Below are 21,754 nucleotides of genomic sequence, written 5' to 3'. Positions count from 1 at the left end.
GTGTCAGCGCGCGAGCGGGATACCGGCCGGGTCGCTCACCGGCAGCCGGCACACGAACGCGCGGCAGTCGTACGCGCGCTCGGCCACTTCAGCCTTGCTCTCGAACAGCTCGAACCCGGCATCCGCGAAGGCCTGGGCCTGTGTCGGAGTGACCACGGCTGCGACGTCGGCATCGGCCCGTCGGGCGGCGGAGGCGAGGCCCCCACTCGGATCATCGGTGACGACGACGATCTGCCGCGGTGGGTCGATCAACCCGGCCGCCGCGCGCAGCAGGCTGCCGTGCGCGAACGGCTGTTCCAGGCCGCGTCCGCCGTGCTCGCGGACCACCGCCGCCGCAGCCTCGCGGTACTGCTCCCCCGCACCGAGTCGCCAAGCGGTGAGAGCTGCCGCAGCAACGGCCGCGACTCCCGACGGCAGGTCGCCGTCGGTCTGGTCGGGTGACGCGACGATGCCGTTCTCCGCCAGCTGCGGGTCGAGCCGTGGGCCCGCCAGCGCCTGGTCGAGCACGTCGCGGGCGGAGGATGCCCAGCGCACCTCGCCGGTCGCTACCGCGAGCGCGAACAGGCCGTCCGCGAGCAGGGCGAGGTCGGCGACCGTCGCCACGGCTTTCGACGCGACCCCGTCGAGCGATGCCCGGACCAGTTGTCCTGACCCGTCGCGGTTCACGCGCAGCACGGCCTCGGCGGCAGCTGCCGCAGCATCGATCCAGGAGCCCTCGCCCGCCCACGCCCCGGCGCGCGCGAGCGCCCCGATGGCCATGCCGTTCCAGCCCGTGATGACCTTGCCGTCGACGGCGGGCGGCTCGAGCTCAGCCCGCTCGGCAACCGGTCGCAGGTAGTACCCGCCCTCGTTGCGCACACCATCGATCCAGGACTCCGAGTCCTGCGCCGCACCGAACCCGCCCTCCGAGCGTTGCAGAGTCGCCAGCAGGAAGCCGGCGATCCCGCGTGCGGTCTGCGCGTCGCCCTCGTCGACGGCGACCTCGAGCAGCTGCGCATTGTCGGTCAGCATCCGCTCATAGTGCGGCACCGTCCAGTCGCGCTGCGTGGCGTAGCGGAAGAACCCGCCGTCCTCGTCGTGCAGCGCCGATTCCGTCATCGCGGCGAGCGCACGTCGAGCGGATGCCGCCGCCTCCGGCGCCTCGCGCCGCACGAGCGGGTTCTGCAGGAACCGCAGCGTCGTGGCGACCGGGAACTTCGGGGCGCCCCCGAAACCGCCGAAGTGCCGGTCCTCCCGTGCGGAGATGGCCTCCGCGGCCTCGGCGATCGGCCCCGCGGAAGGAAGCTCGGAGGGAGCGGATACGGCGGCGCGGGCGAGCGCGTCGCGGACGGCATCCGCCGATTCCTCCGCCTGCGCTCGGCGCTCGATCCACGCCTCTCGGACGGCGGCGAGCACGTCGCGGAACGCGGGCATGGGCGGCCGGGCGTCCGGCGGCCAGTAGGTGCCGGCGTAGAAGGTGCGACCACGGGGCGTCGCGAACACCGTCAGGGGCCAGCCCAGGTTCTGGGTGAACGCGGACGCCGCGGCCATATACGCACCGTCGACGTCGGGATGCTCCTCGCGGTCGACCTTCACCGACACGAAGCCCTCGTTCATGAGCGCCGCGATCGCCGGGTCGGCGAACGATTCCCGGGCCATCACGTGACACCAGTGACAGGTCGAGTAGCCGATCGAGATCAGCAGCGGCACGTCGCGCCGACGCGCCTCCTCGAAGGCGTCTTCACCCCACGGGAACCAGTCCACGGGGTTGTCGGCGTGCGCTCGCAGGTACGGGCTGAGGGTGTCGGCGAGCCGGTTGGTCATGCTCTCACGCTACGCCGCACAGGGCGGAAGGGCTCAGCCGACGAGCAGCTCGACCGGTCGTGAGGCCGCGTAGCCGACGAGCGGAAGAGCACGCTCTGCGGCGAGCGCGATGCGCGACTGCAGGATCTCGGACGTGATCTCGTACTTGTCGAAGTCGGTGTCGCTCGCGTAGACGCCGAGCGGGAGCGTCAGCGCCTGGAAGAAGCCGAACAGCGGACGCAGCTGGTGCTCGATGATCAGCGCATGACGCTCGCCCCCGCCGGTGGCCGCCAGCAGCACGGGCTTTCCGACGAGGTCGTACTGGCCGACGAAGTCGAAGAGGTGCTTGAACAGACCCGTGAACGAGGCGCGGTAGACGGGGCTGCCGACGATGAGGAGGTCGGCGGTCTCGATCGCGCGGAGCTGCTCCTCCACCTCGGGCGGCAGCTGGTCGCGGCGCAGCGCTCCGGCGAGGCCGGGACCGATCTGCGTGAGCTCGATGAGCTGCGCCTCGATCGGCGCCCGCTCTCCGATGGCGGCCGTGATCGCGCGGACGAGGGCGGTCGTCTTGCTCGGCTCGTGCAGGGAACCCGACACGGCGACGACGCGGAACGGAGCTGTCATGACCTCGACGGTACCCACGACGACGCCCCGTGTCGCGGTCGGCGACACGGGGCGTCATGTGCGGGAACGGAGAGGCTCAGTTCACCTCGTCCGGGTGCGAGCCGACGCGCCCCGAACCGTCCAGCGGGTCGAGAGCGTCGATCGCCGCGACCTCGGCGTCGGTCAGTTCGAAGCCGAATACATCGAGGTTCTCGCGCAGGCGCTCGGCGCGCACCGACTTCGGGAAGACGATGATCCCCTTCTGCAGGTGCCAGCGCAGCACCGCCTGGGCGGGGGTGACGTCGTGAGCCTCCGCAGCATCCGCCACCGCGGGCGTGCCGAACAGGTCGTACTTGCCCTGGCCGAGCGGGCCCCACGCCTCGGTGCGGATGCCGTGCTCGTCGGACCACGCCACGACGTCGCGCTGCTGGTAGGCCGGGTGCAGCTCGATCTGGTTGACCGCGGGGGTGACGCCGGTCTCGTCCACCACGCGCTGCAGGTGCGGGACCAGGAAGTTCGAGACGCCGATGCTGCGGGTCAGCCCGGCCTCGCGCAGTTCGACCAGCTTCGCGAACGCGTGCACGTAGTCGTCCTTCGCGGGCGTCGGCCAGTGCACCAGATACAGGTCGACCTGGTCGAGCCCGAGCTTCTCGAGGCTCTCGGCGATGGCGGCGCGCGGCTGCTCACCGTCGTGACGGTCGTTCCAGAGCTTGGTCGTGATGAACAGCTCGTCACGGGCGATGCCGGATGCGGCGATGGCCGCCCCCACGCCTTCTTCGTTGCCGTAGATCGCCGCCGTGTCGATGTGCCGGTAGCCGATCTCGAGCGCGTCGCTGACGGCGCGCTCCGTCTCTGCCGCCGGCACCTTGAAGACGCCGTAGCCGAGCTGCGGGATGGAGTGGCCGTCGTTGAGTTCGAGTGCAGGAATCGTCATGGTTCCAGCCTAGGACGGGTGACGTGGTCGGGGGCGGGCCGTGACGTCCCGGCCATCGCGACCGCCGCCCGCCCGACCAGTCGCTCGAGGGGACCGCGTCCGAAGAGCATCGACCAGAGGGTGGCCGAGAGGAGGAGGCCGACGGCCATCAGGCCCCAGAACTCGTTGCTCACGACGAAGCCGCCAGGCCCCGACACGAGCGCGATCACGAGCACGTGGCCACTGTATGCCGTCAGCGGCATAGAACCGAGCGCGCCCAGCGGGAGCAGGGGCCAGCGGAGGGGCCTGCTGAGGAGCAGGCACAGCGCGATCACGGCGAGCGCGAACCCTCCCGAGCCCAGCACCTCCGCGGTGCCTCCGCTGTGCGGCTCCACGCCGAAGATCGCCGCGAGCACGGCGCGGAGCGGATCGGCCTCGGCGAGAGCCTGCGGATATCCGGCCCATCCGCTCGGCGCGGACGACGCGCCGCTGTCGCCGCTCTCGAAGAGCGAGGAGGACGCGTCGATGTACGAGCTGCTCTCGGTCGGGATCGCGAAGCCGGCGGCCTGCCCCGCGGCTCCGAGACCATAGCCGATCCCCGCCAGCACCACCCCGACTCCGAGGGCGACGGCCGCGGTGCGCACCCGATCGACGCGCATCCGCCCGAGCGCCATTCCGCCCAGGACGAACGCCATCCACACGGTGATCGGGTAGGTCCCGTAGAGGACGAAGCCGACCCCCGCCCCGAACGGATGCAACAGCACCGCGCCGAGGAAGGCGAGGAGCGCGGGCCCGGCGAGGGCGAGCACCCCGGCGCCGATCAGCAGCTGCCACGGCCGCCACCGCAGGAACGGGATCACCGCGACGTAGAGCAGGCCGTACAGCGTGAGGATGACGGCGATGGGCGTGTTCAGCATCTCGAGCGCCAGTCCGATCACGAAGATCACCGCCCCACGACCGATGAGAGTGAGTCGGATGCCGGGCAGGCGCTCGCGTTCCGGAACAACGGTGCGTCCGGTCATCAGGGCGATCGAGACACCCGCCAGGATCGCGAACAGGATCGAGGAACGGCCGTGCACGAGATCGGTCCACGTGGCGGGATCCGCCCAGTCGAACGCCTCGTTCTCGCCGATGTGCGCCCCGGCCATTCCGAGGATCGCGAGGCCGCGGGCGATGTCGAGGCCGAGGATGCGCGGCGGGCGGCCGAAGTCGCGCAACCAGCGCATCGGATGCCACAGCTCTGTCGTCGTCACTCGATGATCGTAGGGGCACGACGCTGTGCGGCTTACGATAGAGGGCTATGTCTGCGTCCCTCCCCGTGATCCACTACCCCCCGGAACTCCCCGTCAGTGCGGCCCGGGGCGAGATCGCCGACGCCATCCGCGACCATCAGGTCGTGATCGTCGCCGGCGCGACCGGGTCGGGCAAGACGACGCAGCTGCCGAAGATCGCGCTCGAGCTCGGTCGCACGCGCATCGCGCACACGCAGCCGCGACGCCTGGCCGCCCGGACCATCGCGGAACGCGTGGCCGAAGAGCTGCAGGTCGAGCTCGGCACACTCGTCGGCTACAAGGTGCGCTTCACCGACAAGGTCTCGGACGAGACCCGCGTCGCCCTGATGACCGACGGCATCCTGCTCAACGAGATCCACCGCGACCGGCTGCTCACCCGCTACGACACGATCATCATCGACGAGGCGCACGAGCGCTCGCTCAACGTCGACTTCCTGCTCGGCTACCTCGTCCGAATCCTGCCGGAGCGGCCCGACCTCAAGGTGATCATCACCTCGGCGACGATCGACCCCGAGAGCTTCGCGAAGCACTTCGCCCCGGGTCCTGAGCGAGCGCAGCGAGACGAAGGGTCGTCAGGCTCAGGGACCGAATCAAGGCCTGCTCCGATCATCGAGGTGTCCGGGCGCACCTACCCCGTGGAGATCCGTTACCGCGAACAGACCGAGGAGACAGCGGACGAGGACGAGGTCTCCGCGATCGTCGCCGCGCTGCGCGAGCTCGACCGCGAGGAGCCGGGCGACGTGCTCGTCTTCCTGCCGGGCGAAGCCGAGATCAGGGACGCCGCGGACGCCGTGCGCGGCGCCTATGCGAAGGACCGTTCCCCCACCGAGGTGCTCCCACTGTACGGCCGACTTTCTGCGGCCGAGCAGCACCGGGTGTTCGAGCGGTCCAAAGTCGCGGGCGTGCGCCGCCGGATCATCCTCGCCACGAACGTCGCGGAGACGAGCCTGACGGTCCCCGGCATTCGGTACGTGATCGACACGGGCACCGCCCGCATCTCGCGCTACAGCAATCGGTCGAAGGTGCAGCAGCTCCCGATCGAGGCGATCTCGCAGGCGTCGGCGAACCAGCGCGCCGGTCGCGCCGGTCGCACGAGCGACGGCATCGCCATCCGGCTGTACTCGGAGGAGGACTTCGACAAACGTCCGGAGTTCACCGAACCCGAGATCCTGCGCACGTCCCTGGCCTCGGTCATCCTGCAGATGCTGTCGCTGGGGTTCGGCGACATCACTGCCTTCCCGTTCCTCACGCCGCCGGACTCCCGCGGCGTGAAGGCGGCCTTCGACCTGCTGACAGAGCTCGGTGCGGTCTCACCGTCGCGCCGCGACGACGCCCCGCGCCTCACACGCATCGGTCGCGACATCTCGCGGATGCCGGTCGACCCGCGGTTCGCCCGCATGCTGATCGAAGCCGGGCGCCCTTCGACCGGCTCAGGGACCCAGGTCCTGGACGCCGTGCTGCCCATCGTGGCGGGCATGACGATCCAGGACGTCCGGGAGCGACCGGAGGAGCGCCGCGAGGAGGCCGACCGCCTGCACGCGCGGTTCGCCGACCCGACGAGCGACTTCCTCGCCCTGCTGAATCTCTGGAACCATCTGCGCGAACAGCAGCGCGAGCTCGGCTCCAGCGCCTTCCGCCGCCTGTGCCGCTCCGAGCACCTGAACTACGTGCGTGTGCGCGAATGGTTCGACGTGCATCGTCAGCTGAGCACCCTGGTGAAGACGAACGGACCTTCGTCGGGCTCAGGGACCACGACGGCCGATCCCGACGCGGTCCATCGCGCCATCCTGTCGGGCCTGCTGTCGCAGATCGGCATCCTCGACGAGCGCACCGCACCGGCCGGCAAGTCCCACTCCCCCGCCAAGGAGCAGAAGGGCCGCCGCATCGCCGAGTACCGAGGCGCCCGCGGCATCCGCTTCTCGATCTTCCCCGGCTCGGGCCTGCGCAAGAAGAGCCCGCAGGCGGTGATGTCGGCCGAGATCGTCGAGACCTCCCGCACGTTCGCGCGCACCGTCGCCGCGATCGATCCTGCCTGGGCCGAGCCGCTCGCCGGAGACCTCGCCAAGCGCCAGGTCACCGAGCCGCACTGGTCGAAGGATGCCGGCGCCGCGGTCGCGTTCGAGAAGGTCACCCTCTTCGGCCTCGAGATCATCCCCCGTCGGCGCGTGCAGTTCGCGCGCATCGACCGTGCGGCGTCCCGCGAGTTCTTCGTGCGACACGCGCTCGTCGAGGGCGAATGGGATCCCACGCGCATCGACAAGCGCGTCAGCGCGTTCTGGCGCAGCAACGCCGAGCTCCGCAAGCGCCTCGAGAAGCTCGAGGAACGTGAGCGCCGCCGCGACATCCTCGCCGGCGACGAGGCGGTCTTCCGCTTCTACGACGAGCGAATCCCGGCCGAGGTGTTCGACGTGCGGTCGTTCGAGGCGTGGTGGCGCGAGGCGCTGCAGCAGACCCCGAAGCTGCTGGTGATGCGCGAGGGCGACCTGCTCGACGACGAGAGCCGCGCCGCTCAGGCCGAGTTCCCGACGCGATGGAACCAGGGCGATCAGGTGCTCGGTCTCGCGTACCGGTTCGAGCCGGGAGCGGCCGACGACGGAGTCAGCGTGGTCGTGCCGCTGCCACTGCTCGCGCAGATCGAGGATCGCGGCTTCGACTGGCAGGTGCCGGGTCTGCGCGCGGAACTCGTCACCGGCCTGCTGCGCGCCCTGCCCAAGGCGATCCGCCGCCACGTCGTCCCGGCAGCCGACTGGGCCGACAAGTTCGGCGCCGAGCTCGCGGATCAGGGGCCCGAGAATCACAACGGCCTGCCGGCGCGCACGCTGAAGGAGGCGCTCGCGCGCCTGATCCAGCCGCTCGCGAATCAGCTCGTGTCGGACGCCGACTTCGAGGACGACCGGGTGCCGGCGCACCTGCGCATGAACTTCCGGGCCGTCGATGAACGCGGCAGGGTCGTCGGAGCCGGACGGGATCTGCGCGAGCTGCAGACCCGCCTCTCCGACCGGGCCCGCAGCAGTGTGGCTCGGTCGATCGCCGCGCCCCCGCGCGGTCCGCGAGGCGCGAGGGATGCGACGGCGACCGTGGCCGCCGCGGGAGGCGCGGGATCGATCGAGAAGACCGGCCTCACGTCGTGGAGCTTCGGGGACCTCCCGGAGGTGCTCGACACCCGGGTGGCGGGTGGCGTGGTGCGCGGGTATCCGGCGATCGTCGACCAGGGCAAGACGGTGTCGGTGCGGGTCGAGTCAACGGCGGATGCTGCAGCCGCAGCGACCCGCGACGGCGTGCTGCGACTGGTGCTGCTGGGCGTGCCCTCCCCCTCGTCGTACGTGCAGGAGCACCTGACCAGTCAGGAGAAGCTGGCGCTCGCCGCATCGCCGTACCAGTCCGCCGCGGCTCTCATCGAAGACGGTCGGGCCGCTGTCGCGCGGCGCGTGATCGACGGGGCGACCGGGGGCACCGGCATCGTGCGCACCGAGGCGGAGTTCGCGCGGGTCCGCGATGCCGTCTCGGCATCCCTCGTCGACGATCTGTTCGCCTGTGTCTCGCTCGTCGCACGCATCCTGACGAAGTCGCGCGAGGTCGAGCGCGGCATCAAGTCTCAGAACTCCCTCGCGCTCCTCGGCCCGCTGAACGACATCCGCACGCAGCTGTCGGGGCTGCTGCATCCGGGATTCGTCTCGGCGGCGGGCGTCGAGCGCCTCGCGCACTTCCCCCGCTACCTCGAGGGCATGCTCGACCGCCTGAAGACCCTGACGAGCGAGCCGGGCAAGGACCGGGCGCGCATGACGGAGTACGAGCGGATGGCGCAGGCCTTCGAGGATGCCGGGGGCACGATCCCGCTCGCCGCCGATGCGCCGCCGGCCCTGGTCGAGGTGCGCTGGCTGCTCGAGGAGTACCGGGTCAGCGTGTTCGCGCAGCGCCTGGGCACCGCGCAGGCCGTATCGCCGCAGCGGATCACGAAGGCGCTCGCCGGGCGCTGAGCGCGGGTAGCCTGGATCGCATGGCACGCGCGATCGTCTACACCGAGTTCGGTTCCCCCGCAGTCCTGCACGAGATCGAGGTTCCCGATCCCGTCGCCGCGCGCGGCGAGGTCGTCGTGCGCATCGAGGCGGCGGGCGTGAATCCGATCGATGCGAAGCTGCGCTCCCGGAAGCGCCCGTCCCCCGACATCACCGAGCCGCGACCGGTCGGCTTCGACGGCGCGGGCGTGGTGGAGACGCTCGGCGAGGGCGTCGACGAGTTCGCCGTCGGCGATCGGGTGGCCGTCCGCGACACGCTCGGCACGTACGCCTCCGCTCTCGTCGTTCCGGTCGAGAAGCTGGCCGCGCTCCCCGACGCGGTCACCGCCGCCGAGGGCGCCGCGATCGGCATCCCCGCCGGCACCGCGTACCAGGCGCTGCGGTCGATCGGGGTGACCGCCGGCGATGTGCTGCTCGTGCACGGCGGTTCCGGAGCCGTCGGCCAGGCGGCCGTGCAGTTCGCGGTGGCCTGGGGTGCGACCGTGATCGCCACCGCGAGCCCGGCCCGCCACGAGCAGCTGCGAGAGCTCGGCGCGATCCCGATCTCCTACGAGGAGGGCCTCCTGGAGCGCGTGCGAGAGGCGGCCCCCGCGCCCGTCACCGTCGTGCTCGACTGCGCGGGCACCGACGAGGCGATCGAGACCTCACTCGCCCTGGTCGAGGACCGGGACCGCATCGCGACGATCGTCCGCGGACCGGATGCCGCGTCGTTCGGCATCCGCGCGTTCTCCGGAGGATCGCCGAAGCCACTGACGAAGGAGGAACTCGCGCTTCGCGCGGAAGCACTCCCGAAGACGATCGAGCTGCTCGCGTCCGGCGACTTCACGATCGAGATCGGACCCGAACTCCCCCTTGCTGAAGCGGCGCAGGCGCACGAGCTCGTGGAGTCCGGCGCCGCCTCGGGCAAGATCATCCTCGTTCCGTAACGCGACGCGCCAGCGATCAGGCCGGCACCACTGGCCGTCCGATCGAGAGCATGAGCCGGTTCGCCCAGTTGAAGAACGCCGCACCGTGGATGACATCGGCGATCTCCAGATCGTCGAGGCCGGCCGCACGCAGCCGCGCGATCTCGCCCTCGCCGAAGGCGCTGGGCGTATCGGTGAGAGCGACGGATGCCGCGACGACCGCGTTCCAGCGCTCACCGAGGTCGGCATCGACCCCCTCGTCGAGCAGCCGGTCCACGTCGTCGACGCGCTTGCCGTGATGCGCCGCGAACCGCGAGTGCACCGACGCGCAGAACACGCACCCGTTGCGGCGGGAGGCGGCCGTCGCGGCGAGCTCGCGCTCGGCACGCGGCAGCCCCTCGGCGACGTTGTAGAAGATGTCCTTGTCGACCAGAGTGCGCGCCTTGAGGATCTCAGGGTCGCGCGCCAGCAGCCGGAAGTAGTCGTTCTTCGCGCGGGCCGCATCGACGAGTCCGTCGTAATGGCGCTCCGTGAGCTCGTCCTCCGGTAGCGGAGGGAGATGCGGCAGCCAGCCGACCTCGCCGCGCGTGAAGGCGTGCGGGTGCGGGGCATCGTGCCTGAGCACGGTCTGATCGGTGGTCATGCGGCTTCCTCCTCGGAATCGGTCTGAGTCGCCGGCACGAACCCGGCGGCGGCGAGCGTCCGCAGCCCGGTGATGACCCGCTGCTGGAACGCCAGGAAGGAGACCAGCTGCGACAGCGTGATGATGCCGTCCGCCGACCATCCGGCGTCGAGCAGCGCGGTGATGTCGGCGGCCGACGCCTCACGCGGACGGAACACCAGGAGGTGGGTGTGCGCGAGCGCGGCGGCGAGCCGAGCGCCCAGTGCCTCGATCGCGGCATCCGACGGCACGTAGCGCTCGCCCGCGGTGCTCTCGTCCTGCAGGCCGAGCTCGGTGTAGGAGCCGAACGGGCCCTCGACCGCGGCATCCGACGCCTCGGACAGCACGACAGCGGCACGAGACGGATCGGCGGCGAGCGCCCGATCGGCGTAGAAGGTGCCGGTCGGGTCGGCACTGCCAGCGAGCCGCGTGGCGAAGGCGGCGATGAGTTCGCGCTCCGTCTGCGACACGTGCTCGACCGAGACCGGCTGGAACAGCGCGTCGAAGCTCGCCTGCAGCTGATCCCTGGTCACCGGGCGGCGGCGCCGGAGCGCGTCGAGCTCAGGCGTCACCCCCGCGAGCTGATCGACGATGTCGGTGGTCATGCCTTCTCCTTGATGGTGTCGGTGGTGTCGATGTCGGTGGTGTCCGTGAGTGCGTAGCCGAGCGCCGGCGCGACCTCGGTGGCGAAGAGCTCGATCGACCGCAGCACGTGTTCGTGCGGGGCATCGACCGAGTGCACCTGGAACGCGACCTCCGTCGCGCGGGCGAGGGTGGCATCGGCAGCGAGCGACTCGGCCACTTCCTCCGGCGTGCCCAGGTGCGTGTCGAGAGCCGCGATGAGCTCGTCGATGCTGTCACCGGGGATCGTCTGCCCCTGACGCCGGAAGCCTTCGGCCGCCCGCCGCAACCCGACCTCGGCGAAGCGCAGCGCCTCGGCACGGTGATCGGCGACGAACACCGTGCGCGAGGCGGTGATCCGCGGCGCGACACCGGCGGGAAGCGCCTCGAGGTAGGCGTCGATGATCGGATCCTGCAGCGCCGAGAGCGGTGCATGCAGTGCGTCCTCCCGCCGGGGTTGCGTGCGGGAGAGCAGCAGACCGTGACCGTGGACGCCGGCCCGGTGTCCGCCCGGCGCCGAGAAAGTCGCCTGCCAGATGCGGTCGGCGAGCGTGCCGGCATCCGGATAGAGCGTGTTCTCGGCTCCGACGTCGCGGCCGGCGAGCGCATCGAGCAGCAGCCGGAGCTTGCGGTCGTACGTTGGCGCCTTGTCGCGCACGTCCTCACCGAACGGCACGAACGACGACGGGGTGCCGCCGCTGCCGAGTCCGAGATCGAGGCGGCCGTCGGCGAGCAGATCGGCCACGACCGCATCCTCGGCGACGCGCACCGGATCCTCCAGCGGAAGCGTGATCACACCGGTGCCGAGCCGGATGCTCGTGGTCCGGGCCGCGACGCTCGCCAGGAACACCAGCGGAGACGGCAGACCGCCCTCGGCCGCCCGGAAGTGGTGCTGCGCGACCCAGGCCCGGCCGATGCCGTGGCGCTCCGCCTGCTGGATCTGGGCGGTGGCGAGTGCGTACCGCTCCGCGGGCGAGGCGTCGTCGAGCAGCCGGGTGAAGAAGGCGACGGTGAGGGCGGTCATGCAGGAATCTCCGTCCGTCCGGGAACCGCGGCGAGCAGCTCCCGGGTGTAGTCGTGTTGCGGGTCGTGGAACAGCTCCTCCGTCAGGCCCTCCTCGACGATCCGGCCGCGGCGCATCACCGAGACGGTGTGGCTGATGCGCCGGACGACCGCGAGGTCGTGCGAGATGAACAGGTAGGTGAGCCCGAGCTCGGCCTGGAGCGAGGTGAGGAGCTCGAGGATGCGCGCCTGCACCGTCACGTCGAGCGCGGAGACCGCCTCGTCGAGCACCACGATCTCCGGATCGATTGCCAGGGCGCGCGCGATCGCCACCCGCTGCCTCTGCCCGCCGGACAGCTCCTGCGGGGTGCGGCGTGCGACGTCGGCGGGAAGCGAAACCCGGTCGATGAGCGCGAGCGCCCGCTCCCGGCGCTCACCCCGGGAGCCGACGCGGAAGTTCGTCAGCGGCTCCGCGACGATGTCGACGATCGACTGGCGCGGATCGAGCGAGGCGAACGGGTTCTGGTAGACCAGCTGGATGCGCCGGCGAAGGGCGCGCAGCTGCTCGCGGGACGCGTGGGTGACCTCGGCACCGGCGACCTCGATCGTGCCGGCATCCGGCTGCTGGAAGCGGGTGACGAGCCGGGCCGTGGTGGTCTTCCCGGAGCCGGACTCCCCCACCAGCGCGTGCGTGGTGCCGCGCCGCACCCGGAACGAGACGTCGTCGACCGCCCGGAAGGGCTCGCGCCCGGCCACCCGGAACTGCTTGACCAGGCCCTCCGCCACGATGGCGTACGGGTTCTCCGCAGCGACGGCCGCGGCATCGCGAAGGAACGGGGGCGCGTCGGGGCGACGGAAGCCGGTCGCGAAGGCCGGAGCATCCGCCAGCAGCTGCTTCGTGTAGCCGTCGGACGGCGACGCGAGCACGGTCTCGCTCGGACCCTGCTCCACGATCCGGCCGTCCTTCAGCACCACCAGGCGCTCGGCGCGGTCGGCCGCGACCCCGAGGTCGTGGGTCACCAGGAGGATGCTGGTGCCCTCCTCGCGACGCAGCTCGTCGAGCAGGTCGAGCACCTTGCGCTGCACGGTCGCGTCCAACGCGCTCGTCGGCTCGTCCGCGATGAGCAGCCGCGGGCCGAGTGCGATCGCGCTCGCGATCAGCACGCGCTGCCGCATGCCGCCGGAGAGCTCGTGCGGGTACTGCCGTGCCCGCAGGTCGGGGTCGTCGATGCCGACGCGGTCGAGGAGCTCGATGACGCGCGCTCGCCGCGAGCGCCGGTCCCGGTGGCCGTGCAGCCGCAGCATCTCCTCGACCTGAGCACCGATGGTCCGCACCGGGTCGAGCGACGTCGTCGGATCCTGCGGAACGAGCCCGATCGCCGTGCCGCGGATGCCGCGGAGCGCGCGATCCGACCAGCCCGAGATGTCGAGGTCGCCCAGTCGCACGCTGCCGCTGTCGACGCGCCCTCCCGCGGGAAGCAGTCCGAGCAGGGCGTGCGCGGTGGTGGACTTGCCCGACCCTGACTCCCCCACCAGAGCCAGGGTCTCGCCCTCCGCGATCTCGAACGAGACGCCGTGCACGACCTCGCGTCCGGCGTAGGAGATGCGCAGGTCGGTCGCGGTGAGAACGCTCATCGGATGTTCCTTCCGAGTCGGTGGCTGATCCGGTTGGCGCTGAGCACGACCGCCACCACGACGAGGCCAGGGAGGGCGGTGAGCCACCACGCGGTCCCGATGTAGTTGCGTCCTTCGGCGATCAGCAGCCCCCATTCCGGCGTGGGCGGCGGGGCGCCGTAGCCGAGGAACCCGAGCGTCGAGATCGCGAGGATCGCGGTGCCGAACTGCAGGGCGGCGAGCGCCACGATCGGGGTGAGCGAGTTGGGCAGCACGTGACGCCGGAGGACGGCGAAGAACGTGGCTCCGCTGCCGTACGCGGCCTCGACGTACTCGGTGCGCCGCACCCGGGCGACCTCGGCGCGCATCAGCCGGGCGAACGCGGCGACGCTGCCGAGACCCACTGCGAGCGCGGCGTTCACGGTGCCGAACCCGAGCAGGATGATCACCGACAGCGAGAGCAACAGGCCGGGGATCGCCAGCAGGACGTCGACGATGCGCATCAGCACGTCGTCGACGATCCCGCCGATGGCTCCCGCGATCGCGCCGATCAGGGTGCCGAGGGCGAGGCCGACCGTGACCGCGATGAGCGCGCCCGACAGCGAGTGCACGGAGCCGTGCACCACGCGCCCGAACAGGTCGCGGCCCAGGGTATCGGTGCCGAACCAGTGCGCCGCGCTCGGCGGCAGCAGCTTGTCGGCCGGCGCGCCGGTGAGCGGATTCCCCGGCGCGAACAGTCCGGGGATGACGGCCCAGAGCACGGCGAGAACGACGACCGCGATCGCCGCGTACAGGCCCCACGGGCGCGTGCGTCGCGGCCGGCGTGGGCGGATGGATGCGCCACCGTCAGCATCCGCGTCGGGTTCTGTGTCCACCGGGATGGGGAGCGTGGTGAGAACGGGGACGGTCATGCCGTCACCTCCTGCAGTGTGCGCGGGGTCGTCGCCCTGGCGACGCGCCGCTGACGCGGATCGATGAGCGGGGTGACCAGGTCGACCGCGAAGCTGACCAGCACGAAGCCCAGGGCAGACAGCAGCACAACGCCCTGCAGCACCGGGATGTCCTGGTTCGCCACCGCCTGCTCCGTCAGTCGCCCGACACCCGTGCGGCCGAAGACGGTCTCGGTGACCACCGCACCGCCGACGAGCTCGCCGAACAGCACGCCGGCGATCGTGAGCGTCGGCACCGCGGCATTCCTCGCGACCGAGCGGGTGAGTACCCAGACCGGCGGCGCGCCCTTCGCGCGGACGACCGTGATGAACGGCTGCGCCTGCACCTGGTCGACCGCGCGGACGAGCACCTGGGCGAGCGGGGCCGAGATCGGCACGGCCAGCGTGAGGACGGGCAGGATGAGTCCCGACACCGGATCGGCGCCCACGATCGGTACCCAGCCGAGCCCGAAGGAGAAGACCTGGATGAGCAGGATGCCGAGCCAGAACACCGGCACCGCGACGAAGAGCCCGGGGATCTGGCGCAGCCCGTCGCGCAGCCACGCGAACGGGGCGAGCGACGAGAGTCCCGCGATCAGCACGGCCAGCAGCAGCGCCACGATCAGCCCGAGCGACGCGAGCAGCAGCGTCGACGGGAGCGCCTCACCGAGCATCGTGAGCACCGGGGTGCCGAACTGCGTGGAGTAGCCGAAGTCGCCGGCGGCGAATCCCAGAGCGGCGTGCACGTACTGCTCCCACCACGGCAGGTTCGTGCCGTAGCTGGCGCGGATGCTGTCGAGCTGCTCGGGCGAGAGTCCGAGGCTCGGGTCGGAGAACTTGATCAGGATCGCGTCGCCGGGCAGCAGCTGCAGCAGGAAGAAGGTGGCCGTGAAGGCCGCGATCAGCACGATCGCGGCCTGCCCGGCTCGTCGGAGGACGAAGGTCATCGGTGCTCCCGGTTGCTCATCAGTGGTCGGCGAGCCAGACGCCGGAGAAGGTCGGACGACCCACCGACTCGAAGGCGACGCCCTGCACGTAGGTGGCCGCGCCGTACACCTGCGGCTCCTCGAACAGCGGGATCACATACGCCTGCTCGGCGATGTAGTCCTGCACGGCCTGCGAGGCGGCGATCCGCTTGTCGGCGTCCGGCTCCGATGCCACGGCATCCAGCAGCGCATCGAGCTCCGCGTCCTCGGAGATCAGCACGTCGCGGTTCTTCGTGTAGTACTGGCTCTTGATCACGTCGAGATCCGCACGGCCGACCATCGAGTGGTAGAACCCGGTCACCTCGGCATCGCGCGTGTCCTCGGCGTAGCTGCCGGCGTCGCCGGGCTTGACCGTGAGCTCGACGCCGACCTTCGCCAGCTGCTGCGCGACGAGTTCGAGCGTCTGCGTGGACTGCGGCTGCGGCTTCGCCTCGTAGACCGTGATCGCCAGGCGCTCGCCGTCCTTCTCGCGGATGCCGTCGGAGCCGGGCTTCCAGCCCGCTTCGTCGAGGAGATCGGCGGCCTTGTCGGGGTCGTACGCGTAGTGCTCCGACTCGTCCTTGTACCCGAGGGCCTCGGAGGAGAGCACCGAGGTCGCGACCGGGTAGTTGTCGGTGAACAGGGTGTCGACGACCTCCTGGGCGTCGACGGCGGCGATGATCGCCTGACGCACGCGGATGTCGCCGAGGAGCGGGTTTCCCGGCCGCAGCGCGATCGAGTTGTTCACGCCCCGGGTCTGCGGGGCGTACAGGGTGAAGCCGGCCCCCTCGACCCGCTCCTCGTCGAAGGCCTGCACGTAGCGCACATAGTCGGCCTGGCCGGCGAGCAGCGAGCCGATGCGCACCGAGTCCTCCGGTGTGACGAGCACGTGCACCGCATCGACGTAGGGGCGACCCTGGTTCTCCGCGCTCTCCGGCGCCCAGGCGTAGTCCTCGCGGGCGGCGAGGGTGTACTCGGTGCCGAGCTTCTCGTCGCTGACGGTGAAGGGTCCTGCGCCGATGATCTCGGTGGCGTTGCCTGCCCCGAAGTCCTCGATGGTCCCGTCGAGCGTCTCCGGCGACAACAGGCCGGAGTTGATGGTGGAGGTCGCCTGCAGGAAGCCGGGTGACGGGGCGGTGAAGCGGAACGTGACCGTGTCCTCGTCGACCACGTCGCTGCCGGCGTAGTTGTTGATGGCCTCGGAGATCGTGAGCCCGCGGTCGGCGTCGCCCAGGCCGTAGGTGTCGAAGTTCTTCGCCACCGCCTCGGCATCCACGGGCGAGCCGTCCGAGAATGTCACATCGGGCTTGAGGTCGAACGTGTACTCGGTGGCGTCGTCGTTCACGGTCCAGTCGGCCGCGATCCACGGCTCGATCTCGAGCGTCTCGGGGTTCTGCCAGGTCAGGCGGGCGGCGATGTTGTTGACGACGCCGCCGTTCGGGTAGAAGCCGGCCTGCGGCGGGTACAGGTTCGTGTACGTCTGGTGCTCGAGGTAGGTGAGCGTGCCCCCGGTGACCGGGTCGCCGCCCTCGGCCGGGGCGTTCGCGGGTGCGGGCGAGGAGGCGCACGCGGCGAGGCTTGTCGCCAGGATGAGCGGGACCGCTGCGGCGGCGGCGCGGATGTGACGGCGATTCATGGGGGCCTCCTGGGCTGCGAATGCTCTCTGTGCTGAGGGATGGTGCGGAAGTGCGAGGTGGGGATCACGCTAGGGAAGGCGGATGCCGCGGCGCGCGGCGACGGACACCCGGGGTCGCGAGACGAAACCTCTCGTCACGCGTCGACATACGAGGTAACCCGCAGGCGGTCGCGGAGCGTCGTCCCGGCATCCTCCGACGCGCTCCGCAGCAGGCCGCGGCGGCGCAGCTCGGGTGCGGCGATGCGCGTGAAGGCCTCGAACTGCGCCGGCTGGAAGGCGGAGAGCACGTTGAAGCCGTCGGCCGCTCCTTCGTCGCGCCAGGTCTCGAAGTGGTCGGCGATCGTGCCGGCATCACCCACCACGAAGGCGGCGGGCACCGCGTGCGCGGCGACGAGGTGGCGCCAGGTGAGCGGATCGCCGCTCCCGACTCCCACGCCGGCGATGCGCGACAGCCGCTCGATGAGCGCCGCGCCGCCCCCGCCCAGCCGCGCGGCACGGGCGGCCGTGACCGGTTCGTCGAAGGCGGCGGCGCGCAGCCCGTCGTCGGCGGCCACCTCGAACGCGTCGGCGAGCGCCGCCACGGTCCGATTCGTCGGGAACGCCGTGCGCGCCGACTGGTGCCCCTCGGCGAGAGGCACCAGCGCGAGCAGACGCTGCACGATGCGCCGGGCATCGTCGTCGGTGTCTGCCACGACCGGCAGCACGGGCGCGATCACCTTCAGCGCGTCCGGCGACCGCCCGGCATCCGCGGCGATGTCCCGCAGGATCGCCCTGGTCGCGATCGCATCCGCCAGGTTCGGTGCGGCGATGAGCGCGAGATCGGCCTCCGTGGCGGCGAGCGTGCGCGACCGCGGCGACGTGCCCGCGTGGACGATCGGGATCTGCCCCTGCGGCGGACGGGCGACGTTGAGCGGGCCGGTGACCTGCACCTGCGCGCCGCGCAGGTCGGTGCGGCGCAGCCCCGCCGGGTCGATGAGCACGCCGCGCTCGGCATCCGCGATCCAGGCGTCCTCGCTCCACGAGTCCCAGAGCCGGCGGAGCGCGGTGACGAACTCCTCCGCCCGGTCGTAGCGCGTCTCGTTCGCGGCGTGCACCTCCCGGCCGTGGTTGCCCGCGGCGCGCGGCTCCGCTCCGGTGACGAGGTTGATCCCTGCCCGGCCCCGCGTGAGCACGTCGAGGGAGGCCAGCGACCGTGCCGTCGTGTACGGATCGGCGTAGGTCGTGTTCACCGTGGCGATCAGACCGATGCGCGAGGTGACCCCGGCGAGGAAGAGCACGGCGCTGACCGGATCGATGCGCGCGAGCAGATAGGGATCGCGGAACTCCAGATCGGGTCCCGTCGCGAGCCAGTCGCCGAAGAAGAGGTAGTCCAGACCGGCGTCCTCCCCTTCCTTCGCGATGTGGCGGAGGATGTCGGCGTCGTTCGCCGGGTCTCGGTGCGCGCCCGGCTGCCGCCATCCCGACGGGTAGGCGCCGAGAGTGCGCACCATGGCGCCGATGATCAGGGGATCGGTCATGTCCGTCACCGTAGAAGCGACTCCGCCCTGCGGCCAGCGCACCGAAGCCCGAGGTCATCCGGTGTCACAGACCGTCACACGGGTGGCACCCTCTACGCTGAGATGATGACTGGTCTTCGTTGGGGAATCCTCGCAACCGGCGGCATCGCCGCCGCCTTCGCATCCGATCTGCGCACCGCAGGACTCGATCTGGTGGCCGTGGGATCACGTTCGCAGGAGTCGGCCGACGCGTTCGCCGCCCGCTTCGACATCCCGCACGCCCATCCCTCCTACGAGGCGCTGGTCGCCGATCCCGACATCGATATCATCTACGTCTCCACGCCGCACCCGATGCACCACGAGAACGCCCGCCTCGCTCTCGAGCACGGCAAGCACGTGATCGCCGAGAAGGCCTTCACCCTGAACCGCGCCGAGGCCGAGGACCTGCAGCGGCTCGCCGCCGAGAAGAACCTCCTCGTGACCGAGGCGATGTGGACGCGGTATCTGCCGCACATGATCCGCATCCGCGAGATCATCGCGGAAGGCACGCTCGGCGAGATCCGCGCCGTGAGCGCCGAGCACACCCAGTTGCTGCCCTCCGATCCGACCCACCGGCTCAATGCGCTCGAGCTCGGCGGCGGAGCGCTGCTCGATCTCGGCATCTACCCGATCTCGTTCGTCCACGACATCCTCGGTGCGCCGACCAGCGTCCACGCGGTCGGGCGCCTGATCGAGACCGGCGCGGATGCCGAGGTCGCCACGATCATGACCCACGAGGGCGGGGCGCTCTCCACGACGCTGTCCTCGTCACGCGCCGCGGGGCCGAACACCGCGACCATCATCGGGACCGAGGCACGCATCGACATCGACCGCACCTGGTACGTCCCGACCACCTTCCGCGTCGTGCAGCCCGACGGCACCGTCCTCGAAGAGTACGTCTCGAAGGTCGAGGGCCGGGGCATGCAGTACGAGGCGCTGGCCGCCGAACGGCTGGTGGCCGAGGGCACCCTCGAGGGCGACCTCCTCCCCATCGCCGAGAGCGTCGCCATCATGGGCCTCCTCGACGAGATCCGCCGACAGATCGGCGTCAGCTACCCCGGCGAGGAGGCCGACCGTGGCTGAGCCGACGAACGCCCGCGTCGCCGTCTACCTCGACTTCGACAACATCGTGATCTCCTGGTACGACCGGGTGCACGGGCGCAACGCCTACGGCAAGGACCGTCAGCGCATCACCGAGAACCCGAACGACCCCGACGTCACCGAACGGCTCGGCCGGGCGATGATCGAGGTCGGTGCCATCATCGACTACGCCGCATCGTTCGGCACCCTGGTGCTGACACGCGCCTACGCCGATTGGTCCTCCCCCGTCAACGCCGAGTACCGCTCCCAGCTCGTCGCCCGCGCGGTCGACCTCGTGCAGCTGTTCCCCGCGGCGGCGTACGCCAAGAACGGCGCCGACATCCGTCTCGCCGTCGACGCCGTCGAGGACATGTTCCGCCTGCCCGACCTCACCCACGTGGTGATCGTGGCCGGCGACAGCGACTATGTGCCACTGGCCCAGCGCTGCAAGCGTCTCGGACGCTACGTGATCGGCGTCGGCGTCGCCGGCTCGACCGCCAAGTCGCTGGCCGCCGCCTGCGACGAGTTCGAAGCCTACGACTCGCTGCCGGGCGTGGTGCGTCCGACCAAGCCTGTGGCAGCTCCCGCCGTGACGGTCACCGAGACCGCGGCCCCCGCGGCGGAAGCGGTCCCCGATGCCGCCAAGACCAAGGCGCCCCGGCGCGCGAAGTCGAAGGCCGCGCCGGCCGCGAAGGTCGATGACCAGAGCGAGGCCACCCGACTGCTCGAGCGCGCCCTGCGCCTCGGTCACGACAAGGCCGACGCCGACGAGTGGCTGCACAGCTCTGCGGTGAAGACCCACATGCGCCGCATGGACCCCTCCTTCAGCGAGAAGGCGCTCGGGTACCGGTCGTTCTCGGACTTCCTGAAGTCGCGCGACGAGATCGCCGAGCTCGAGGAGACCGGGCACGAGCGGCTCGTGAAGCTGCGCGAGCCCTGATCGGGGCTCAGCCCACGAAGTCGTACTCCTGGAAGGCCGCGACCTCCGGCATCCAGCGCTCCGCCACGAACGCCCGATGAGCCGGGTGGGCGTCGTACGCGTCGTACGCGTCCTGATCGGCGAAGACCATCGAGAACTGATGCGTGAGGTCGCTCTTGGCGCTCACCTGGCGGCGGATGGTGAAATCCGCGACGCCGGGGATCGACGTGAGCACGGCGTGCCCGGTCGCCAGGAACTCGCGTTCCTCGGCGGCCCCCTCCGGATGGATGAGCCGGAAGACGACGGTGTGCTGGATGGGCATGAGGGTTCCTGTCAGTGAGATCGGGGGGAGGACGGATGCTCAGGCGCGCTCCAGCGCGCGGAGGGCGGCGATGCTGCGGACGGCCAGTTCGTCCTGACTCGGCGCGAGCGGACGCCACACCGACGCGGCGACCGCGATCGTGGCGTTCTCGCCGGTGAAGCTCTCGAGGCCCAGCGGGCCCCGGTACCCGGCATCGTCCAGCGCCCGCAGGATCTCGGGCCAGTCGGTGTGGTCATCGCCGACGGCACCGCGATCGCTGCCGCACACCTGCACATGCGCGATAGCTGATCCCGCCGCACGGATCGCGTCGGCGGGCTTCTTCTCCTCGATGTTGAGGTGGTACGTGTCGAGAGCGAGGCCCACGCCGGCGCCGAGAAGCGGCTCGACGGCATCGAGGCTCTGCTCGACCGTGTTGAGGATGCTCGTCTCGTAGCGGTTGAGCGGCTCGATCGCCAGCGTGATCCCGGCATCCGCCGCTTCGGCGGCGAGGGGCGCGAGGTTGTCGCGCAGCTCCGCCACGACGGCCGCGCGCTCGTCGGCATCCATCCGCCAGGTGACGCCCGTCGGCGCGTAGAAGGGTCCGGCGACGACTGCCGACCCGAGAACTCTCGCGGCCGAAAGACAGGCGCGAAGATACTGTTGCGTCGCAGCGACGTCACCGGCTCGGGCGATCAGCGAACGGCCCGGCCCCATCGCGCCGATCACGATCGCCCCCAGTCCGAGGCGGTCGAGGGTGTCACGCGCGGCCGCCGGGTCCCAGTCGCCGACGTTCTCGAGCGGTAGTTCCAGTGCGTCGTAGCCGAGCGCCGCTGCCTTCCGGGCGAGCGGCTCGAGCGTCGCATCCGTGAGCGGCGAGGTCCACACCCAGGTGTTGACGGCGATCGTGCGCGGCATCCTGCTCCTCTGTCCTGCATGGGGCGGGCGTTCCGTCTCGTTCCGAAGAACGAGACGGAACGCCC

18 protein-coding genes are annotated in these 21,754 nt (G+C 71.0%); 4 read left to right on the top strand and 14 right to left on the bottom strand.

Features of this window, described 5'->3' with window-relative positions:
* Window positions 1–3: 3 nt before the first annotated feature.
* The 4 genes from QFZ21_RS19460 to QFZ21_RS19445 all read right to left on the bottom strand — a co-directional run bounded on the left by QFZ21_RS19460 (window position 4) and on the right by QFZ21_RS19445 (window position 4,551).
* Entirely contained in the window at window positions 4–1,803 is a 1,800-nt protein-coding gene (locus QFZ21_RS19460; protein ID WP_307380824.1) for a thioredoxin domain-containing protein, read from the bottom strand.
* Window positions 1,804–1,836: 33 nt separating this feature from the next.
* Complete coding sequence (gene msuE / locus QFZ21_RS19455) at window positions 1,837–2,406, bottom strand: FMN reductase (RefSeq protein ID WP_307380822.1); 570 nt, start codon at window positions 2,404–2,406, stop codon at window positions 1,837–1,839.
* 76 nt (window positions 2,407–2,482) lie between these two features.
* A complete protein-coding gene (locus QFZ21_RS19450) occupies window positions 2,483–3,319 on the bottom strand; it encodes an aldo/keto reductase (RefSeq protein WP_307380820.1) in 837 nt (278 codons plus the stop codon).
* Complete coding sequence (locus QFZ21_RS19445; RefSeq protein ID WP_307380819.1) at window positions 3,316–4,551, bottom strand: heparan-alpha-glucosaminide N-acetyltransferase domain-containing protein; 1,236 nt, start codon at window positions 4,549–4,551, stop codon at window positions 3,316–3,318. Before QFZ21_RS19445 ends, QFZ21_RS19450 begins: the two co-directional genes overlap by 4 nt.
* A 47-nt stretch (window positions 4,552–4,598) precedes the next feature.
* On the opposite strand from QFZ21_RS19445, the gene hrpA reads away from it, so the two are divergent.
* Both hrpA and QFZ21_RS19435 read left to right on the top strand, forming a co-directional pair.
* On the top strand, window positions 4,599–8,567 hold the full coding sequence (gene hrpA, locus QFZ21_RS19440; RefSeq protein WP_307380816.1) for an ATP-dependent RNA helicase HrpA: 3,969 nt from the start codon (window positions 4,599–4,601) through the stop codon (window positions 8,565–8,567).
* A gap of 20 nt (window positions 8,568–8,587) precedes the next feature.
* A complete protein-coding gene (locus QFZ21_RS19435) occupies window positions 8,588–9,532 on the top strand; it encodes an NADP-dependent oxidoreductase (protein ID WP_307380813.1) in 945 nt (314 codons plus the stop codon).
* Between the two features lie 16 nt (window positions 9,533–9,548).
* Here QFZ21_RS19435 and QFZ21_RS19430 read toward each other — a convergent pair whose 3' ends face one another.
* The 8 genes from QFZ21_RS19430 to QFZ21_RS19395 all read right to left on the bottom strand — a co-directional run bounded on the left by QFZ21_RS19430 (window position 9,549) and on the right by QFZ21_RS19395 (window position 18,456).
* The gene (locus QFZ21_RS19430) at window positions 9,549–10,154 is read right to left on the bottom strand and encodes an alkylhydroperoxidase domain protein (protein WP_307380810.1); all 606 of its coding nucleotides are present in this window, start codon (window positions 10,152–10,154) and stop codon (window positions 9,549–9,551) included.
* A complete protein-coding gene (locus tag QFZ21_RS19425) occupies window positions 10,151–10,777 on the bottom strand; it encodes a CMD domain protein (protein ID WP_307380807.1) in 627 nt (208 codons plus the stop codon). The genes QFZ21_RS19430 and QFZ21_RS19425 overlap by 4 nt, the downstream gene beginning before the upstream one ends.
* Window positions 10,774–11,817, bottom strand: a complete 1,044-nt coding sequence (locus QFZ21_RS19420; protein ID WP_307380805.1) for a putative FMN-dependent luciferase-like monooxygenase — start codon at window positions 11,815–11,817, stop codon at window positions 10,774–10,776. Before QFZ21_RS19420 ends, QFZ21_RS19425 begins: the two co-directional genes overlap by 4 nt.
* Entirely contained in the window at window positions 11,814–13,430 is a 1,617-nt protein-coding gene (locus QFZ21_RS19415; protein ID WP_307380804.1) for an ABC transporter ATP-binding protein, read from the bottom strand. Before QFZ21_RS19415 ends, QFZ21_RS19420 begins: the two co-directional genes overlap by 4 nt.
* Window positions 13,427–14,320, bottom strand: a complete 894-nt coding sequence (locus QFZ21_RS19410) for an ABC transporter permease (RefSeq protein ID WP_307380803.1) — start codon at window positions 14,318–14,320, stop codon at window positions 13,427–13,429. Before QFZ21_RS19410 ends, QFZ21_RS19415 begins: the two co-directional genes overlap by 4 nt.
* On the bottom strand, window positions 14,317–15,285 hold the full coding sequence (locus QFZ21_RS19405; protein ID WP_307380802.1) for an ABC transporter permease: 969 nt from the start codon (window positions 15,283–15,285) through the stop codon (window positions 14,317–14,319). Before QFZ21_RS19405 ends, QFZ21_RS19410 begins: the two co-directional genes overlap by 4 nt.
* A gap of 19 nt (window positions 15,286–15,304) precedes the next feature.
* Entirely contained in the window at window positions 15,305–16,939 is a 1,635-nt protein-coding gene (locus QFZ21_RS19400; protein WP_307380801.1) for a TIGR04028 family ABC transporter substrate-binding protein, read from the bottom strand.
* Window positions 16,940–17,073: 134 nt separating this feature from the next.
* Window positions 17,074–18,456, bottom strand: a complete 1,383-nt coding sequence (locus QFZ21_RS19395) for an NtaA/DmoA family FMN-dependent monooxygenase (protein WP_307380799.1) — start codon at window positions 18,454–18,456, stop codon at window positions 17,074–17,076.
* 105 nt (window positions 18,457–18,561) lie between these two features.
* On the opposite strand from QFZ21_RS19395, the gene QFZ21_RS19390 reads away from it, so the two are divergent.
* Window positions 18,562–19,557: a Gfo/Idh/MocA family protein gene (locus tag QFZ21_RS19390; RefSeq protein WP_307380798.1), complete on the top strand. Its 996-nt coding sequence runs from the start codon at window positions 18,562–18,564 to the stop codon at window positions 19,555–19,557.
* The gene (locus QFZ21_RS19385) at window positions 19,550–20,494 is read left to right on the top strand and encodes an NYN domain-containing protein (RefSeq protein WP_307380795.1); all 945 of its coding nucleotides are present in this window, start codon (window positions 19,550–19,552) and stop codon (window positions 20,492–20,494) included. The genes QFZ21_RS19390 and QFZ21_RS19385 overlap by 8 nt, the downstream gene beginning before the upstream one ends.
* Window positions 20,495–20,501: 7 nt before the next feature.
* Here the strand turns inward: QFZ21_RS19385 and QFZ21_RS19380 are convergent, their stop codons facing one another.
* Together QFZ21_RS19380 and QFZ21_RS19375 are read right to left on the bottom strand one after the other, a co-directional pair.
* Window positions 20,502–20,795, bottom strand: a complete 294-nt coding sequence (locus QFZ21_RS19380; protein WP_307380793.1) for a Dabb family protein — start codon at window positions 20,793–20,795, stop codon at window positions 20,502–20,504.
* 39 nt (window positions 20,796–20,834) lie between these two features.
* Complete coding sequence (locus QFZ21_RS19375; protein WP_307380791.1) at window positions 20,835–21,689, bottom strand: sugar phosphate isomerase/epimerase; 855 nt, start codon at window positions 21,687–21,689, stop codon at window positions 20,835–20,837.
* Window positions 21,690–21,754: the final 65 nt, after the last annotated feature.

This window comes from Microbacterium sp. W4I20 (assembly GCF_030816505.1).
Lineage (GTDB): Bacteria > Actinomycetota > Actinomycetes > Actinomycetales > Microbacteriaceae > Microbacterium.
Note: the sequence above shows the minus strand (reverse complement) of the source record. Positions and strands in the feature narration are given on the sequence as shown.

Excerpts from the sequence above, each read along its gene's own strand:
- QFZ21_RS19450 (WP_307380820.1), bottom strand. The coding sequence starts at position 3,319 with ATGACGATTCCTGCACTCGAACTCAACGACGGCCACTCCATCCCGCAG.
- QFZ21_RS19425 (WP_307380807.1), bottom strand. The coding sequence starts at position 10,777 with ATGACCACCGACATCGTCGATCAGCTCGCGGGGGTGACGCCTGAGCTC.
- msuE (WP_307380822.1), bottom strand. The coding sequence starts at position 2,406 with ATGACAGCTCCGTTCCGCGTCGTCGCCGTGTCGGGTTCCCTGCACGAG.
- QFZ21_RS19430 (WP_307380810.1), bottom strand. The coding sequence starts at position 10,154 with ATGACCACCGATCAGACCGTGCTCAGGCACGATGCCCCGCACCCGCAC.
- hrpA (WP_307380816.1), top strand. The coding sequence starts at position 4,599 with ATGTCTGCGTCCCTCCCCGTGATCCACTACCCCCCGGAACTCCCCGTC.
- QFZ21_RS19415 (WP_307380804.1), bottom strand. The coding sequence starts at position 13,430 with ATGAGCGTTCTCACCGCGACCGACCTGCGCATCTCCTACGCCGGACGC.
- QFZ21_RS19380 (WP_307380793.1), bottom strand. The coding sequence starts at position 20,795 with ATGCCCATCCAGCACACCGTCGTCTTCCGGCTCATCCATCCGGAGGGG.
- QFZ21_RS19400 (WP_307380801.1), bottom strand. The coding sequence starts at position 16,939 with ATGAATCGCCGTCACATCCGCGCCGCCGCCGCAGCGGTCCCGCTCATC.
- QFZ21_RS19375 (WP_307380791.1), bottom strand. The coding sequence starts at position 21,689 with ATGCCGCGCACGATCGCCGTCAACACCTGGGTGTGGACCTCGCCGCTC.
- QFZ21_RS19410 (WP_307380803.1), bottom strand. The coding sequence starts at position 14,320 with ATGACCGTCCCCGTTCTCACCACGCTCCCCATCCCGGTGGACACAGAA.
- QFZ21_RS19390 (WP_307380798.1), top strand. The coding sequence starts at position 18,562 with ATGACTGGTCTTCGTTGGGGAATCCTCGCAACCGGCGGCATCGCCGCC.
- QFZ21_RS19435 (WP_307380813.1), top strand. The coding sequence starts at position 8,588 with ATGGCACGCGCGATCGTCTACACCGAGTTCGGTTCCCCCGCAGTCCTG.
- QFZ21_RS19460 (WP_307380824.1), bottom strand. The coding sequence starts at position 1,803 with ATGACCAACCGGCTCGCCGACACCCTCAGCCCGTACCTGCGAGCGCAC.
- QFZ21_RS19405 (WP_307380802.1), bottom strand. The coding sequence starts at position 15,285 with ATGACCTTCGTCCTCCGACGAGCCGGGCAGGCCGCGATCGTGCTGATC.
- QFZ21_RS19420 (WP_307380805.1), bottom strand. The coding sequence starts at position 11,817 with ATGACCGCCCTCACCGTCGCCTTCTTCACCCGGCTGCTCGACGACGCC.
- QFZ21_RS19395 (WP_307380799.1), bottom strand. The coding sequence starts at position 18,456 with ATGACCGATCCCCTGATCATCGGCGCCATGGTGCGCACTCTCGGCGCC.